Raw genomic sequence first — 14689 nt, forward strand, 5'->3', positions numbered from 1 at the left:
CCAGGCGCCCCAGCCGGTTAGCCAGGGAGCCGACCGAAAGAGTGCGGCTGCTTCCGTCGCTATACCGACGCACGCAGCCGCGTTGACCTCAGGGGCGGGACAGAACCGACGCACGCAGCCGCACTGATCCCACCACAGCGGGGTCCCCGGAGCCGACGATCCGCGGTTGGCGTACCGCTCGCACAGACCCAGCTCAGGTTCGCAGAGAAGCCGTGGGTGATTTGGTTTCGACAACGATCCGGACGCTCCCCGCCACGGACCGGTTCAACGAGCGGGAGCCTCAACCGACGCGAAGCACCTCGCGGAGGATGCGGCGGGCGACGTCCTCGCCGAAGCGGTCGGCGTCGACGTGGCTGCCGTCCGGGCGCAGAAGCACACCCTCGGCCGTGTCCTCGCCCGCGTCCGCGACGAGGTCGTCGCACGACGACGGCGACTGCGGTTCCGCCGGCTCCGGGTCGGCGCACAGCAGCGGGTCCATCCGGAAGGTGCGCACGCGGCCGTCTTCCTCGGCGAGCCGCTCGACGAGGTCGTTCCACCGTCGGCGGTACTCATCGTGATTCATCATCAGGTCGTACAGCGGGTGGCACGAATCCTTGTCGCAGCGCGTCGACATCCCCAGGCCCGGGCGCTCGGTCTGCGCGATCACCAACCTCGCGCCCGTGGCGGTCAGACGGTCGATCGTGGCCCGAAGGTCGCGCTCCTGGGCCACCCAGAACGCATCCTCCTCCGGGCCGACGACGCGGCCGTCGACCCAGCGCTGGTGGATCTCGTACCTCGACCACCAGAACACGATCTCCGGCCGAACGACCCGCAGCCGCTCGTCCTGAATGTCCTCCATGACGCGGCAGTCGCCCTTGCCCTCGTGGTCCGGCTTGAGGTACTCCTGCAGCTCGATCGGCATCGGCGGGCAGCCGCCCCGGGCCGCACCATCGACGACAAACCCGTCGCCCCGCGCGGCGGCGTCGAACGAGTCCATCAGGCGGTAGGGCACGGAGTCGCCGATGATGAGGATCGCAGGCCGGCCGTCGGTGAGCGGGGCGAGACGCAGCGCCGTCGACCAACCGACGACCACGAGGGTGATGGCAACGGCCCCGCCCAGAACACGACGCGGCGTCAGCCACGGCGAGAGCCTGCCTCGCCGGATCGGCTGCTCGACGAGGTGGTAGGAGACCACCGCGCAGGCGACGGTCGCCGCGAGCGCCACCGCCGCCGCGCCTGGCCGGAACTCCTCGCGGTGCGCGACCCCCAGCCACACGCTCCACGGCCAGTGCCAGATGTACAGGCCGTAGGAGATCTTCCCGAGATAGGCCACCGGGGCCCAGCCCAGGACTCGCGCGACGGCCGTGCCCGGTCCCGCGAGTAGTCCCGCGATCAGCACGGCGACCGCGAGGCTCAACCCCAGTGCTCCGCCCTGGAAGTAGAAGGGGCTCGGACCCGCGAGGAACGGCAGCACGGCCACGGCGCCCACGACCCCGACCGCCGTCAGCATCCGCGCGTGCCGCGCGCACCACTCCCTCGCCCTCCCTCGGCTGAGCACGATCGCCAGCAGCGCGCCCAACAGCGGCTCGAACGCCTTGGCGTCGGTACCCATGTACGCGCGGTCCGGCGCAGCCGGGTCGTAGAGCGCGGCCAACGCCACCGCCGACGCAGCGATCAGCGCCCCGGCGAGCACGCCTAACCACGCCACCGTGCGGTCGGGTTCATTGATTTTGACCAGCGGGAGGCGACCCCGCGCCAGCATCGCTGTCGCGCCGATCAGCAGCGGCCAGACGAAGTAGAACTGCTCCTCGACCGCGAGCGACCACATGTGCAGCAGGAGCGACGGCGTACCGTCCGAGGCGAAGTAGCTCGTCGACTCCAGGAAGTGCCAGTTACCGACGTACAGCGCGGTCCAGAACACGTCCCACGACGCAGCCGCGCGCCGGTGCAGCGGGAGCATGAACGTCGCGTAGGCCAGGACGACCAGCAGCGCGAGGGCGGCAGCCGGGAGCAGCCGCTTGAACCGTCGCTGCCAGAAGCTCGCGAACCGCGGCCGCCCGTCGCGCTCCACGTCGCGCAACAACCCGGCGGTGATCAGGTACCCGGAAAGGACGAAGAAGACGTCGACGCCCGCAAACCCCAACCCCATCCTCGGCACACTGAGATGGAACGCGATGACCAACCCGACGGCGACCGTGCGCAGCCCGTCGAGACTCGGGATGTAGGTCAACGGTCACCGTAGACCCAAGGGGCCACGGGGCGGCCGCCCACCCAGGCGCGCCACACCTCGGCGACAACGAAGGGAATCAGCGCGGCGCCTACCGCCCACCGCGTCACCCTCCGCAGCGGCAACTCCGTGGTCAACGGGACGAACGGCGGCTCGCCGAGCCTGCTGTCCTCGCGCGAGGCACAGGCGTCCAGCTCGCGCCCGTCGACGATCACCTTTGCCCAGGTGTGCCCAGCGAGCCACCACGGATAGCCGAAGCCGCGCACGCGCGCGGCGTGCACGAGGCGCACCTCGAAGCCCAAGCCGCGCAACACGAGCAGCAGGACGGTGTTGTACTGATGCGACCAACCGCGGTGAGCCGCCAGGGAAAGCCGCGGCGGCTCCCCCAGGTGCCACAGCGAGTGCGTCGGGTACGCCCGGGCCACCGCCACGATCGCCTCGTCGACCAGCGCCGCCCCGGCAAGCCCCGTCGCCCTGCACTCCGCGATCAGACCTTCGACGGTGTCCGGCCCGTCGGTGAGGGTCGGCGGGGGCGCCATCACCCAGACCGGAACCAACGCCGCACCCAGGACGAGGGGGACGACCACACGCAGCTTCATGACTCTCCCCTCCTGCGGGCGAACCCCCGCAGCGATCGGTACGGGATCTCTTCGGAAAGCTGATGGTGCAGCGCAAGCAGTTGGTCGATCGTGCGCCGCCACGGATACTGCTCCGCCCGCATTCGCGCCGCCACGCGCAGCTCAGGGCCGAGCCGCGGCAGCAGGGACTCGACGGCGTCGGCCAGCGAGATGGGGTCGGGGCGGCCAGCGGCGCCCGACGTCGCGTCGACGAGTTCATGCGCGCCCCCGCGGTTCGAGGTCACCACCGGGGTACCGCACGCCAGCGCCTCCAGCACCGCGAGGCCGAAGGTCTCGGCCGGGCAGACGGAGAGGGAGACGTCGGCGGCAGCGATCCGCCGCGCGACCTCGCGCCTGCCCGCGACGAAGCCGTGGAAGGACACCGGGGCGTCGCCTGCCGCGGCCTGGAGCTCGGCCTGGTCGGGGCCTGTGCCGTACAGGTCAAGTCGGACGCGGTGCCCGCGCCGGTGCAGCTCGGCGACGGTGGCGACGGCCAGTTGCGGGCTCTTCTCGTGCGACAGCCGGCCGACGTAGCAGAACTTCAGCACGCCGTCGTCGGCGGGGCTCCCTGCCGAGGGGTGGAACGTCTCCAGGTCCACCCCCAAAGGCGCGAGCTCGAGCCGGGCGCCCGTCTGGGCGAACTCGTCGGCGGCGAATCGGCTGGTGACGACCACGGCGTCGAACTCCTTGGCGAGCCTGCGGTTCAGCGCGCCGACGGCGGCCTCCACCCCGAACGACCGCCGCGCCCACATGGCCAGCATGTCCGAGAGGCGCTCGTGGCTGAACATGATGGAGCCGACGCTGCGCTTCGCGGCCCAGCGGCCCACTGGGGACAGCGTCCACTTGTCGGAGACCTCGACACTGGTGGGCCGGAAACGGTCGAGCACGTCCAGCGCCCGCCACGGCTGGAAGATCATGCGGTACTGCTCTGTGACCTTCGGAGCGCGCACCGACACGAGAATCCCGGCCTCGGACTCGACGACCTCGTCGCGCGCACCGGGGAACACGAAGATGCGCGTGTGCCCGGCGTCGACATAGCCCTGGCCCAGCTGGTCGATCACGACCTTCATGCCGCCCGATGTGGGGCCGACGAAGTTGGCCAGCTGGGCGATCCGCATGCGCCCCATCTAATCAGACCCACGATACGGCCCCGAAACGTTCGGGAAACACCGCGGGCGGCGGGCACGACTAGTGTGTTCCGCATGTCCGAGATCGACCCGACACCCACCGACGCAACCACCAGCGAGGCGAATTCGCTGTCGGATGAGCTCCGGGCGGACGTGCGCCTGCTCACCACCCTGCTAGGGCAGGTGCTGAGCGAGAGCGGCTCGCAGGGCCTCTTCGAGGACGTCGAGGCGCTACGTCAGGCGACGATCGCAGCCCACCACGATGACTCCCCGGAGGCATTCGCGCGCGCGATCGAGATCGCGGAGTCGTTCACCGTCGAGCGCGCCGACGAGGTGGCGCGCGCCTTCACCGTCTACTTCCACTTGGTCAACCTCGCGGAGGAGTACCAGCGGGTCCGGTTCGTGCGCGAGGGAGGCGCGGAGATCGACGGCTCGGGCGACACCATTCCGCGGGCGTTCGCGCAACTGGCCACGGAGATCGGCGAGGATGCCGCCCAGCGCCGGCTCGAGAACCTGCGCTTCCACCCCGTCTTCACCGCGCATCCGACCGAGGCCCGGCGCCGCGCCGTCGCCTCCAGCATCCGCCGGCTCGCGGCGTTGCTGGAGGAGCGCGCCGTCGTCGCCGCCGACCCCGCAGCCGGACGCCGGCTTCATCGTCGGCTGCTCGAGGAGATCGACACGCTGTGGCGCACGGCTCCGCTGCGCGCCACCCAGCCTGCGCCGGAGGACGAGGTCCGCTCGCTGATGGCGATCTTCGACGCGACCCTCTACACCGCCCTGCCGCGGATGTACCGCTACGTCGACGACGCGCTGCAGCCCGACGACGCGGGGCGCCGCCCGCCGCTCGTAAAGCCGTTCGTGCGGCTGGGCACCTGGGTCGGCGGCGACCGGGACGGGAACCCTTTCGTCACGCCGTCGGTCACCATCAAGGCCGCGGCCATCGCCTCGGAGCACGTCCTGCTCGGCCTGGAGCACACCGCGACGACGCTCGCGCGCAGCATCACGCTCGACTCCACCGCCACCCCTCCGTCCTCCGCCCTCACCGCGCTGCGCCGCAGCCTCTCGCTGGCCGACGAGGCGACCGCCGCGGCGTCGACGCTCAGCGCGCCGAACGAGCCACACAAGCAGACGCTGGTGCTGATCGCCCGCCGGATCGCGGCCACGCGGACTCGCAACGCCGACCTCGCCTACGCGAACCCCGGCGAGCTGATCAAGCACCTCCGCGTCGTCCAGGACTCGCTGAGCGCCGCGGGCGCGCTCCGCCAGGCCTTCGGCACGCTGCAGACCCTGATCTGGCAGGTGGAGACCTTCGGCTTCCACCTGGCCGACCTCGAGGTCCGCCAACACTCCGCGGTGCACGCGAAGGCACTGGCCGAGTGCGAGACGGTGCGCGGGCCGAAGTCGCAGAAGACGGCCGAAGTACTGGACGTGTTCCACGCGATCGCACAGACGCAGCGCAAGTACGGGCAGCGTGCGGCCGGACGATACATCGTGTCTTTCACCCAGTCGGCCGACGACCTGGCCGCGGTCTACAAGCTGGCGAAGTACTCCCAGGCCGATGTCGTGCTGGACGTCATCCCGCTCTTCGAGACCTTCGCCGACCTGCGCGCCGCGACAGGCATCCTCGCCGAGGCTGTGCGGCACCCCGAGTTCGCCGCCCGGTTGAAGGAGACCGGCGGAAAGATCGAGGTCATGCTGGGCTACTCGGACTCCTCGAAGGACGTCGGCCCGCTTGCCGCGAACCTTGCCCTGTACGACGCGCAGGTCCAGATCACCGACTGGGCGCGGGCGAACGGCTACGAGCTGACACTGTTCCACGGCCGCGGCGGCGCGCTCGGCCGCGGCGGCGGCCCGACGAACACGGCGATCCTCGCGCAGCCGCCGCACTCGGTGGACGGCCGGTTCAAGCTGACCGAGCAGGGCGAGGTGGTCTTCGCCCGCTACGGCGACCCGACGATCGCGATGCGTCACATCGACCAGGTCGCTGCGGCGACGCTGCTCGCGGCCGCGCCGTCGATCGAGCGCCGCAACGTCGAGGCCGCGGAGAAGTACGCCGACGTCGCCGCGCGGCTCACGACGGCGTCGAGGTCCCGGTTCGACTCCCTGGTGAAGGCCGAGGGCTTCGCGCCCTGGTTCGCCACCGTGACGCCGATGGAGGAGATCGGCCGGCTGCAGTTGGGCTCTCGCCCCGCGCGCCGCGGCCTCTCCGTCGAGTCGCTGGAGGACCTGCGCGCGATCCCTTGGGTGTTCGCCTGGTCGCAGGCGCGGATCAACCTCGCCGGCTGGTTCGGCCTCGGCAGCGCGCTGGAGACCATCGGCGACATCGACCTGCTGCGCACCGCCTACGAGGAGTGGCCGCTGTTCCGCACCGTCATCGACAACGTCGGCATGAGCCTTGCGAAGGCGGACCCTCGCATCGCTCGGCGCTACCTCGACCTGGGAGACCGCCCCGACCTCACCGAGCTCGTGCTCGAGGAGATGGAGCTGACGCGCTCCTGGCTGATCCGCATCGTCGGCGGTGTGGAGCTCCTGGACAACCGGCCGGAGCTCCACACCGCCGTCCACCTGCGCAGCCCGTACGTGGACGTGCTCTCCATGCTGCAGCTCCGGGCGCTCCGCGTGCTGCGCTCCGACTCCCCCGACGGCGCGGGCTCCGACTGGGAGCACCTGCTGCTGCTGTCCGTCTCCGGCGTGTCTGCCGGCCTGCAGAACACGGGGTAGCCGACCCGGGGAGAGTTGGCCTGTGACATAATTCGCCGGTGAACGACGCAGCCAGCAGGTCAAAGATCTCGGTCGTCCGTGAGGCGCTGACGTCCGCGGCCTTCAGCGTCAGGCAGGCAGCCGCGTGGACGCCGGGGTGGCTCGCCGCGTTGGTCAGCCTCCAGCTGTTGATGGCCCTCACCCCCGCGGCCCAGGTGCAGCTCGTGGCATCGCTAGTGAACACCGTCGACAGGGGCGAGCGCGGCGACATCTGGCTACCGCTGCTCCTGCTCGCCGGCTTCATGGGGCTTTCGCTCGTCACCGGCTCGCTCTCCAGCGTCTTGTCGCAGCGGCAGTCGGTGCGGCTCGCCCGCGAGTACCAGCGGCAGCTCCTCGGCGCGCTCACCGAGATCCCCCCGCAGCGGCTGGCGACCGAGGAGACGAACTCGGAGGTGCAGGCCTGTCGCGGCGCACTGTGGCACCTTGCGCAGAACAGCACGCACACGATGGCGGCGGTGACGGCGGTCGTCGGCGCTGCCGCCCTGTGCGTCTCGGTGTGGTCGCTCAGCCCGGTGGCGGGCATCCTCGTCGTGCTCGCAATCATCCCGTCCATGGCGGCGTCATCGTGGGTCGCCATCAAGCAGGACGAGCAGTGGCCGAAGATCGGCGAGTTCGAGCGGAAGATGGGTTACTGCCAGGAGCAGCTCGTGTTCGCCCGCACCGGCACCGAGCTCGCGACGCTCGGCTCCGGCACGCGCATGGCCCGCCTCACCGACGAGGCCCAGGTGCAGGCCAACCGGCTGTTCGACATCCTGATGCGCACGATGATGCGCGGCGAGTTCGCCGCGGGCCTGCTCACCGCGGGCGTCATCGCAGGCGCGCTCGCTTCCATCGCCTTCGGTGAGGGCGGCGGCGCCGGGATCGCCGCAGGCACCCTCGGCGTGATCGCGGGCGTGGGGGCCACGAGCGGAGCCGGCTACTCCTACGGGATGCTGATGAGCAACGCGCCGAAGGTGACGAGGTTCCGGGAGTTCCTCGGCTCCATCGAGCCCTCCGAGCCGACGGTCGTTGTGCCCGTCGTCCACGAGCTGCGCGGCGAGGGCCTTCGGGTCACCTACTCCGGCAAGGAGGCTCCCGCGCTCGCCGGATTCACCTTCACCGCCCGACGCGGCGAGACCATTGCGCTGGTCGGCGTCAACGGCGCGGGCAAGACCGCCGCCGTCAACGCCCTGATGGGAATCGTTGACCTCACCGGCGGACGTGTCCTCCTCGACGGGGTGGACGCCGAGCGCCTCGGCCGCCTCCCCCGCCTCGGCTACTTCGGGCTCCTCACCCAGGAGTTCGGTCGCTACGAGCTCACCGTCCGCGAGTCCGTCGCGCTCGGCACGCCTGAGTCGGAGGTGTCCGACGAGCGGATCTGGGCCGCGCTCGACGCCGCCCGTGCCGGGGACCTGGTCCGCTCGTTCGCGGACGGCCTCGACACCCAGTTGGGCACACAGTGGGGAGGCACCGGACTCTCGGGAGGTCAGTGGCAGCGCCTCGCGCTTGCCCGCATCCACCTGCGCGGATCGGGCATCTGGCTGCTCGACGAGCCCACGTCGGCGATCGACGCCGAGGCCGAGCAGGAGATCTTCGCGGAACTCCGCCGAACCGCCGCGGACAGGATCACCCTCGTCGTGTCGCACCGTGCCTGGACGCTACGCGGCATGGACCGCATCTACGTGTACGACGAGGGCCAGGTGGTCGAGCAGGGCCGCTACGAGGACCTGCTCGCCGCAGGCGGCCGTTTCGCGGAAATCTTCCGCGAGCAGGCCGCCTGACCTGGGTCCCGGGCCTCGCCTATCGGGCCCGATCCGCAACGGGTAACCAGACGCGCATCGTCGACGGGCCGCGGTTGGCCCAGCTGTGATACGGGACGAGGGCGACCTCGCCGACGTCGCGTGCCGCGCCAGGCTCGGTCGAGGCGTAGGGCCACGCGGCCGCGCGGCTATCGAGCTCCCGGGCCTTCATCCACACCCGGCCACCGTGCTCGACGGGCTCACCGGCAACCGCGATGTCGGCGACGTCGCCGTCGCCCGGCAGGTCGACGGACTCGAGCGCCAACACCTCGGGTCCGCGCTCGATCGCGACACAGCCGCGAACGGCGTCGATGCGCGGATCGGGAAACGTCACCCGCGGGGCGACCGGGAGATCGAGCACGACCTCATCGCCCGCGCGGAAGGCTCGGCGGACCTCCGCCCTTCCGGGCGCGACGCGGGTCACCACGCCGTCGGGGTCGCGCAGCTCGGCGCCGTCGGCCCACGCCGGAATCCGCAAGCCGAGCGTCCAGGGCTCGGAGGAGTCCTCGGGGAAGAGGATGCGGACCCGTCCAGAGGCTGGGTAGTCGGTCTCGACGTCGAAGCGCACCACGCGCCCGTCGTGGAGCGTCGTGCGGACCCCTGCGGGCGCGTACTGGTGCAGCTGGACGCCGTCGGTGTCCGCGGTGGCGACGTACGCGTCGAGGCTGGCCAGCGTGCGGGCCACGTTGGGCGGGCAGCACGACACGTCGAACCAGGGCGCCCGCAGCGAGGCCGACGCCCGCGGCGAGGTGGCCTCCGGGTCGGCGGGCTGGCGCGCGACGCGCTGGTGCAACGTGTCGGCGTAGTAGAACGCACGACCGTCCGCGCTGGGCGAGGTCGCGACGACGTTGAACAGCGTGCGCTCGATCAGGTCGGCGTACTTCTCGTCGCCGTCGGCCAGGAGCAGACGCCAGGCGAACATGATCGACCCGATGCCCGCGCAGGTCTCCGAGTAGGCGCGGTCCGGCGGGAGTTCGAAGTCGTCGCCGAACGCCTCGTCCTGGTGGTGCGCACCCTGTCCGCCCGTGATGTACGTGCGCGCGGCGACGGTCCGCACCCACTGCCTCCGCAGGGCGTCGAGGAGGCCCGCATCGTCGCCGTCGACCGCCACGTCGACGGCCCCCGCGGCAAGGTAGTTGGCCCGCACCGCATGGCCGCGCAGCACCTCGGCCTCGCGGACCGGGACGTCGTCCTGGAAATAGGACCGGCCGAACTCGATGTCGCGCAAGCTCTGGCCACCCCGTCGCTCGACGAAGGTCCGCGCCATGGCCGCATACCGCTCCGATCCCGTGACCCTCGCGAGCTCCGCGAGCCCAACCTCCACCTCGGCGTGGCCGCAGACCGACTCGATCCCGCCGTCGGCGAAGACGTCGCAGACGAGGTCGGCGAACCGGCAGGCGACGCCGAGCAGCCCGTCGTCGGCGCCCGGCCGCGTCCGCTCCCGCGCGACGGCCGCCTGGAAGAGGTGGCCGGCGCAGTACAGCTCGTGGCCCCATTCGAGGTCGGACCAGCGCGGCCGCTGGTCGGGGCGTCCGAAGTTGGTGTTCAGGTAGCCGTCGGCCCCCTGGGCCGCGGCCACTCGGGCGACGGTACGCCGGAACTGGTCCTCCAGGTCGGTCGCGCCGCCGCGCCCGATCTCCCAGGCGACGGCCTCTAGGTACTTGTAGACCTCGGAGTCAGAGAACTCGCGTCCCCGCCGCAGCGCCGCCGGCGCCCCGGACGCCGCGAGGTCGAAGTTCGGCAACCACCCCTCCGACTCGAGCTTTGCGGCGATGTGCGGCAGGGTTGCGTCGCGGTTGACCCAGCCTCCTCGGCCGCATCGGGCTCGGCAGCGTCACCGAGCGCCTGCTGCACAGCTCGCCGGTCCCGGTCGCCGTCGCGCCGCACGGATACGCGGCGCCGCCGTCGCGCATCGACCGGGTGACCATCGGGGTCATCGGCGACGCCGACGAGTCCGGCGTGGTGTCGCGGGCGGGGTCCGTCGCCGCGGAGATCGGCGCCGCGGTCCGGCTGGTGTCCTTCGCCGTCCACCCCACTCCGCCGGTGACGAGCAGCCTCGGAACCGAGGCTGAGGAGGAGATCCTCGACGCGTGGGCCGCCGAACTCGGGGACGTCGGGCGCGACCTGGCCGACACCTTGGCGGCGCTCCCCGACCCGCCGCTGCAGGAGACGCCCGCCTTCGGGCGCGGCGCCACGTGGGACGAGGCGCTGACCGCGGTGCCCTGGCGCGACGGCGACGTGCTCGTCGTCGGCTCCAGTCGCTCCGCAGGCGCCATGGGCGTTTTCCTGGGCGGAACCGCCTCGAAGATCACCCGGCACTCGCCCGTGCCCGTGGTTGTGGTTCCGCGCCGGCGCGGCTGATCAGTCGAGCAGGGTGCGGTCCGAGAGGCTCGCACCCTTGATCTTGGAGAACTCCGCGAGCAGCGCCTCCGCGGTGATGGTGCGCTTCGCGGCCTCGTCGACCTCGAGGACCACGCGGCCCTCGTGCATCATGATCAACCGGTTGCCCAGCTCGATCGCCTGGTGCATGTTGTGCGTCACCATCAGCGCGGTCAGCCCATGCCCGCCGACCAGCTCGCCCGTGAGGCGCGTGATCAGCTCCGCGCGCGACGGGTCGAGCGCCGCCGTGTGCTCGTCGAGGAGAAGGATCGATGGCTTCTCGTACGCCGCCATGAGGAGGCTCAACGCCTGGCGCTGGCCGCCGGACAGCATGCCGACGCGCATCTGGAGCCGGTTCTCCAACCCGAGGTCGAGCTGCTTCAGCGCCTGCCGGTACTCCTCGCGCTTGGCTTTGGTGACCGCGAGCCCGAGGCCGCGGCGCTTGCCGCGGGAGAACGCGACGGCGAGGTTCTCCTCGATGGTCAGGTGCGGAGAGGTGCCTGCCATCGGGTCCTGGAACACTCGGGCGACCCAGCGGGCGCGGGCGTGCTCCGGCGTGCGAGTGACGTCCTTGCCGTCGATGAGGATGCGGCCGCCGTCGGGCGTGTAGCGCCCGGCGATGACGTTCAGCATCGTCGACTTGCCCGCGCCGTTCGACCCGATGACCGTGACGAAGTCGCCCTCGTTCAGGCTCAGCGTCAGCGCATCGAGCGCGGTGCGTTCGTTGACGGTCCCGGGAAAGAACCGCTTCGTGATCCCGTCCAGCTGCAGCATCAGTTACCTCCCGCGAGGGCCTTCTCGGCGCGGCGCCGCACCCGCAGTTGCTTGAGCGGGCCGAAGTTCGGCAGCACGAGCGCCAGTACAACGAGCACCGCCGAGATGAGCTTCATGTCGTTGGGGTCGAGCCCCGCGCTGAGCGCCGCCTGGATGATCGAGCGGTAGATGACCGAGCCCAGCGCGGCGGCCATGATGGCCTGCCACACCGCGGTCATGCCGAAGATCGCCTGCCCGACGATCACCGAGGCAAGGCCTGCCACGATCAAGCCGATTCCCATCGAGATGTCCGCGAAGCCGGTGTACTGCGCCATCAGTGAGCCACACAGGGCGACGAGGCCGTTGGACAGCGCGAGGCCGACGATCTTCGTCGCGCCCGTGTTGATGCCTTGGGACCGGGCCATCAGCTCGTTGTCACCGGTGGCCCGCAGCGCGACGCCGTAGCCGGTGCCGAGGAACCAGTACAGCAGCGCGCCGATCACCACGATGACGATCGCGAGGATCGCCACCGAGACCCAGGTCCGCACCAGCCCCGCTTCCTTCAAACCCGAGAAGATGGTCGTCGACCGCATCAGCGGCAGGTTGGCCTTGCCCATGATGCGCAGGTTGATGGAGTAGAGGGCGATCTGGGTGAGGATGCCTGCCAGCAGCGGGTTGATCCCTCCCCAGACGTGCAGGAGCCCCGTGATCACGCCCGCGAGCAGGCCAGCGACGATCGCCAGCGGGATCGCCAGCTGGAACGGCACGCCGTTCACGATCAGGATGGCCGTCACGGCCGCCCCCGTCGTGTAGGAGCCGTCCACCGTCAGGTCGGGGAAGTCGAGCACCCGGTAGGTCAGGTACACGCCCAGCGACATGATGGCGAAGAGCAGGCCGAGCTCGAAAGCGATGACCACGGGGCCGCCGCCTCAGAACTTCTTGGTCGCGCGCGAGACGATGGACTCCGGCAGGGTGAACCCCTGCGCGGTGGCGCCCGCCTCGTTGACGAACAGGTCGAACTCCTTCTGGGTCTCGACCGGGATCTCGCTGGCCGGGGTGCCGTTCAGCATCTTCACCAGGATCGCGGCAGCGTCGCGACCCTGCTGCGTGTAGTTGACCGAGAGGCCTGCCGCCGCGCCGCGCTCCATGGTGTTCTCGTCCGACGCGAACACCGGGGTGCCCTTGTCCTCGGCAACCTGCAGCACGGACTCGGCGGCCGAGACGACAGCGTTGTCCGTGGGAATCAGGAAGGCGTCGACGTTCAGCGACTCCGCCGCCTGCTGCACCTCGTTGGTGTTCGTGATCGTGGCGGTCTTGATCTCGAACCCGAGATCGGTGGCGAACTTCTCGGCCTCCGCCACCTGGACCTCCGAGTTCACCTCGCCCGAGGAGTAGACGATGCCGACGGTCTTCGCCTCCGGCAGCGCCTCACGGATCAGCTCGAGCTGCTCCTTCATCGGGTTGAGGTCGGAGGCGCCGGTGACGTTGGCGTCCGGCGCCTCCCACGAGGATACGAGTTCGGCGGCGACCGGATCGGTGACGGCGGAGAAGACGATCGGCCGGTCGGTGATGGCGGCCGCCAGCGCCTGGGCCGACGGCGTCGCGATGCCATAGAAGGCGTCGTAGTCGGAGGACGCGAAGGTGCCGACGATGCTGGTGAGCGTGCCCTGGTCGGCCTGCGGGTTCTGAGAGTCGATGGTGAGGTTCTTACCCTCCTCGTAGCCGGCCTCCTTCAAGCCTTCGACGAAGCCTGCGTAGGCGGCGTCGAGCGCCGGATGGGTCACGAACGTGATGGCGCCGATCTTGACCGCCGCCGGGGCCTCCCCGCCACCGGTGCCGGCCGACGACGTCTCCGTGGGCGTGGTGCCGGGATCAACTGGGGCGTTGCCGCCCCCGCACGCGGTCAGGGCGAACGCGGCGACGGCCGCGCCCGCGATAAGGGCCTTGAGCTTCATGAACTCTCCTCGGATTCTTCTTCAGGTAAATGTGGATACACAGTAGTTGGGGACGCGCGCCGTCCCCGGCGACACGCAGCGTCAGAGGGTGTGGTCCGCCTGCGCGATCACGTCAGCGGGGATCGCCACGCCCATGCGCGTGGCGGCCTCGGGGTTGACCGTGAACTCCAACGACTCCTGGATCTCCACGGGCGTCGTCGCGGGGTCGGCTCCCTCCAGGATCTTCACGGCGATCTTCGCAGTCTGGAAGCCCTGCGCCTTGTAGTCGGTGGCAAGGCTCGCGGCGGCGCCGCGGGCGACCGAGTCGGCGTCGGAGGTGAACAGCAGGCTGCCCTTCTGCTCCGCGGCCTGCACGAGGGACTCGATGGCACTCACGACCGTGTTGTCGTTGCCCACCCAGTAGGCGTCGACGTCGAGCGACTCCGCGGCCTGGGCGACCTCTGCCGAGTCGGTGACGGTCACGGTCTTCACCTCGATGTCACGGGCACTCGCGGCCCGCGACATGGCAGCAGCCTGGAACTCGGCATTGATCTCCTTGGAGGTGTAGACGATGCCGAGGGTCTTGATGCCGGGGAGGATCTGCTGCAGCCGGTCCAGCTGCAGGTCCGGCGGGATCTGATCCGACGTCCCGGTGACGTTGTGCCCAGGCTTCTCCATCGAGTCGACGAGGCCGGCTCCGACGGGCTCGGTCACGGACGCGAAAACGATCGGCCGGTCGGTGACGGCCTGGGCCAGCGACTGCGTCGGTGGTGTCGCGATCGTCAGGAAGAGGTCGTAGTCGCTCGAGGCGAACTTCGAGGTGATGTTCGCGAGGGTCTGCTGGTCGCCCTGAGGATTCTGGAAGTCGAGCGTGAGATTCTCGCCCTCGACGTAGCCGGCCTCCTTGAGCCCTTCCGTGAAACCCTCGTAGATCGCGTCCAACGACGGGTGGGAGACGATGGTCACGGCACCGATCTCCACGGTCGAGTTCTGTTCCTGCCCGCAACCGGTCAGCACCAGCGCGGACAGTGCGGCTCCTACAAGGAAACGGCGCAGCATCGGGGGCTCCTCTCGAGTACGGTGCCCAACCCTACTGGGCGACGCGGACAGAAAGTGAATGAGGGGCCCCGCACGG

11 protein-coding genes are annotated in these 14689 nt (G+C 70.5%); 3 read left to right on the forward strand and 8 right to left on the reverse strand.

Features of this window, described 5'->3' with window-relative positions:
* Window positions 1-280 precede the first annotated feature (280 nt).
* From IPJ61_RS00370 to IPJ61_RS00380, 3 genes are read right to left on the reverse strand one after another with little or no spacing between them, the layout of a single operon-like run.
* The gene (locus tag IPJ61_RS00370) at window positions 281-2209 is read right to left on the reverse strand and encodes an acyltransferase family protein (RefSeq protein ID WP_297101910.1); all 1929 of its coding nucleotides are present in this window, start codon (window positions 2207-2209) and stop codon (window positions 281-283) included.
* Window positions 2206-2805: a hypothetical protein gene (locus tag IPJ61_RS00375; protein ID WP_297101912.1), complete on the reverse strand. Its 600-nt coding sequence runs from the start codon at window positions 2803-2805 to the stop codon at window positions 2206-2208. Before IPJ61_RS00375 ends, IPJ61_RS00370 begins: the two co-directional genes overlap by 4 nt.
* A complete protein-coding gene (locus IPJ61_RS00380; protein ID WP_366505035.1) occupies window positions 2802-3950 on the reverse strand; it encodes a glycosyltransferase in 1149 nt (382 codons plus the stop codon). The genes IPJ61_RS00375 and IPJ61_RS00380 overlap by 4 nt, the downstream gene beginning before the upstream one ends.
* 75 nt (window positions 3951-4025) lie before the next feature.
* Between IPJ61_RS00380 and IPJ61_RS00385 the strand changes: the two genes are divergently transcribed.
* Complete coding sequence (locus tag IPJ61_RS00385; protein WP_297101914.1) at window positions 4026-6671, forward strand: phosphoenolpyruvate carboxylase; 2646 nt, start codon at window positions 4026-4028, stop codon at window positions 6669-6671.
* 38 nt (window positions 6672-6709) lie between these two features.
* On the forward strand, window positions 6710-8470 hold the full coding sequence (locus IPJ61_RS00390) for an ABC transporter ATP-binding protein (RefSeq protein ID WP_297101916.1): 1761 nt from the start codon (window positions 6710-6712) through the stop codon (window positions 8468-8470).
* A gap of 19 nt (window positions 8471-8489) precedes the next feature.
* Here the strand turns inward: IPJ61_RS00390 and IPJ61_RS00395 are convergent, their stop codons facing one another.
* Window positions 8490-10232, reverse strand: coding sequence for a glycoside hydrolase family 127 protein (locus tag IPJ61_RS00395; protein ID WP_297101918.1), 1743 nt, complete (start codon window positions 10230-10232; stop codon window positions 8490-8492).
* A 176-nt stretch (window positions 10233-10408) separates the two neighbouring features.
* On the opposite strand from IPJ61_RS00395, the gene IPJ61_RS00400 reads away from it, so the two are divergent.
* Complete coding sequence (locus IPJ61_RS00400) at window positions 10409-10849, forward strand: universal stress protein (protein WP_297101920.1); 441 nt, start codon at window positions 10409-10411, stop codon at window positions 10847-10849.
* On the opposite strand, the gene IPJ61_RS00405 is transcribed toward IPJ61_RS00400, so the two are convergent.
* From IPJ61_RS00405 to IPJ61_RS00420, 4 genes are all read right to left on the reverse strand, one after another.
* The gene (locus tag IPJ61_RS00405) at window positions 10850-11641 is read right to left on the reverse strand and encodes an ABC transporter ATP-binding protein (RefSeq protein ID WP_297101921.1); all 792 of its coding nucleotides are present in this window, start codon (window positions 11639-11641) and stop codon (window positions 10850-10852) included.
* Window positions 11641-12537 (reverse strand): ABC transporter permease, encoded by an 897-nt coding sequence (locus IPJ61_RS00410; protein WP_297101923.1) that lies wholly within the window; start codon window positions 12535-12537, stop codon window positions 11641-11643. The genes IPJ61_RS00405 and IPJ61_RS00410 overlap by 1 nt, the downstream gene beginning before the upstream one ends.
* Window positions 12538-12549: 12 nt before the next feature.
* A complete protein-coding gene (locus tag IPJ61_RS00415) occupies window positions 12550-13575 on the reverse strand; it encodes an ABC transporter substrate-binding protein (protein ID WP_297101925.1) in 1026 nt (341 codons plus the stop codon).
* 81 nt (window positions 13576-13656) lie between these two features.
* Window positions 13657-14613 (reverse strand): ABC transporter substrate-binding protein, encoded by a 957-nt coding sequence (locus tag IPJ61_RS00420; RefSeq protein WP_297101927.1) that lies wholly within the window; start codon window positions 14611-14613, stop codon window positions 13657-13659.
* Window positions 14614-14689: the final 76 nt, after the last annotated feature.

Origin of the sequence: Tessaracoccus sp. (assembly GCF_016714275.1) — a bacterium.
Lineage (GTDB): Bacteria > Actinomycetota > Actinomycetes > Propionibacteriales > Propionibacteriaceae > Arachnia.

Coding starts and splice junctions, on each gene's coding strand:
- IPJ61_RS00375 (WP_297101912.1), bottom strand. CDS start 2,805: ATGAAGCTGCGTGTGGTCGTCCCCCTCGTCCTGGGTGCGGCGTTGGTT.
- IPJ61_RS00380 (WP_366505035.1), bottom strand. CDS start 3,950: ATGGGGCGCATGCGGATCGCCCAGCTGGCCAACTTCGTCGGCCCCACA.
- IPJ61_RS00385 (WP_297101914.1), top strand. CDS start 4,026: ATGTCCGAGATCGACCCGACACCCACCGACGCAACCACCAGCGAGGCG.
- IPJ61_RS00405 (WP_297101921.1), bottom strand. CDS start 11,641: ATGCTGCAGCTGGACGGGATCACGAAGCGGTTCTTTCCCGGGACCGTC.
- IPJ61_RS00415 (WP_297101925.1), bottom strand. CDS start 13,575: ATGAAGCTCAAGGCCCTTATCGCGGGCGCGGCCGTCGCCGCGTTCGCC.
- IPJ61_RS00420 (WP_297101927.1), bottom strand. CDS start 14,613: ATGCTGCGCCGTTTCCTTGTAGGAGCCGCACTGTCCGCGCTGGTGCTG.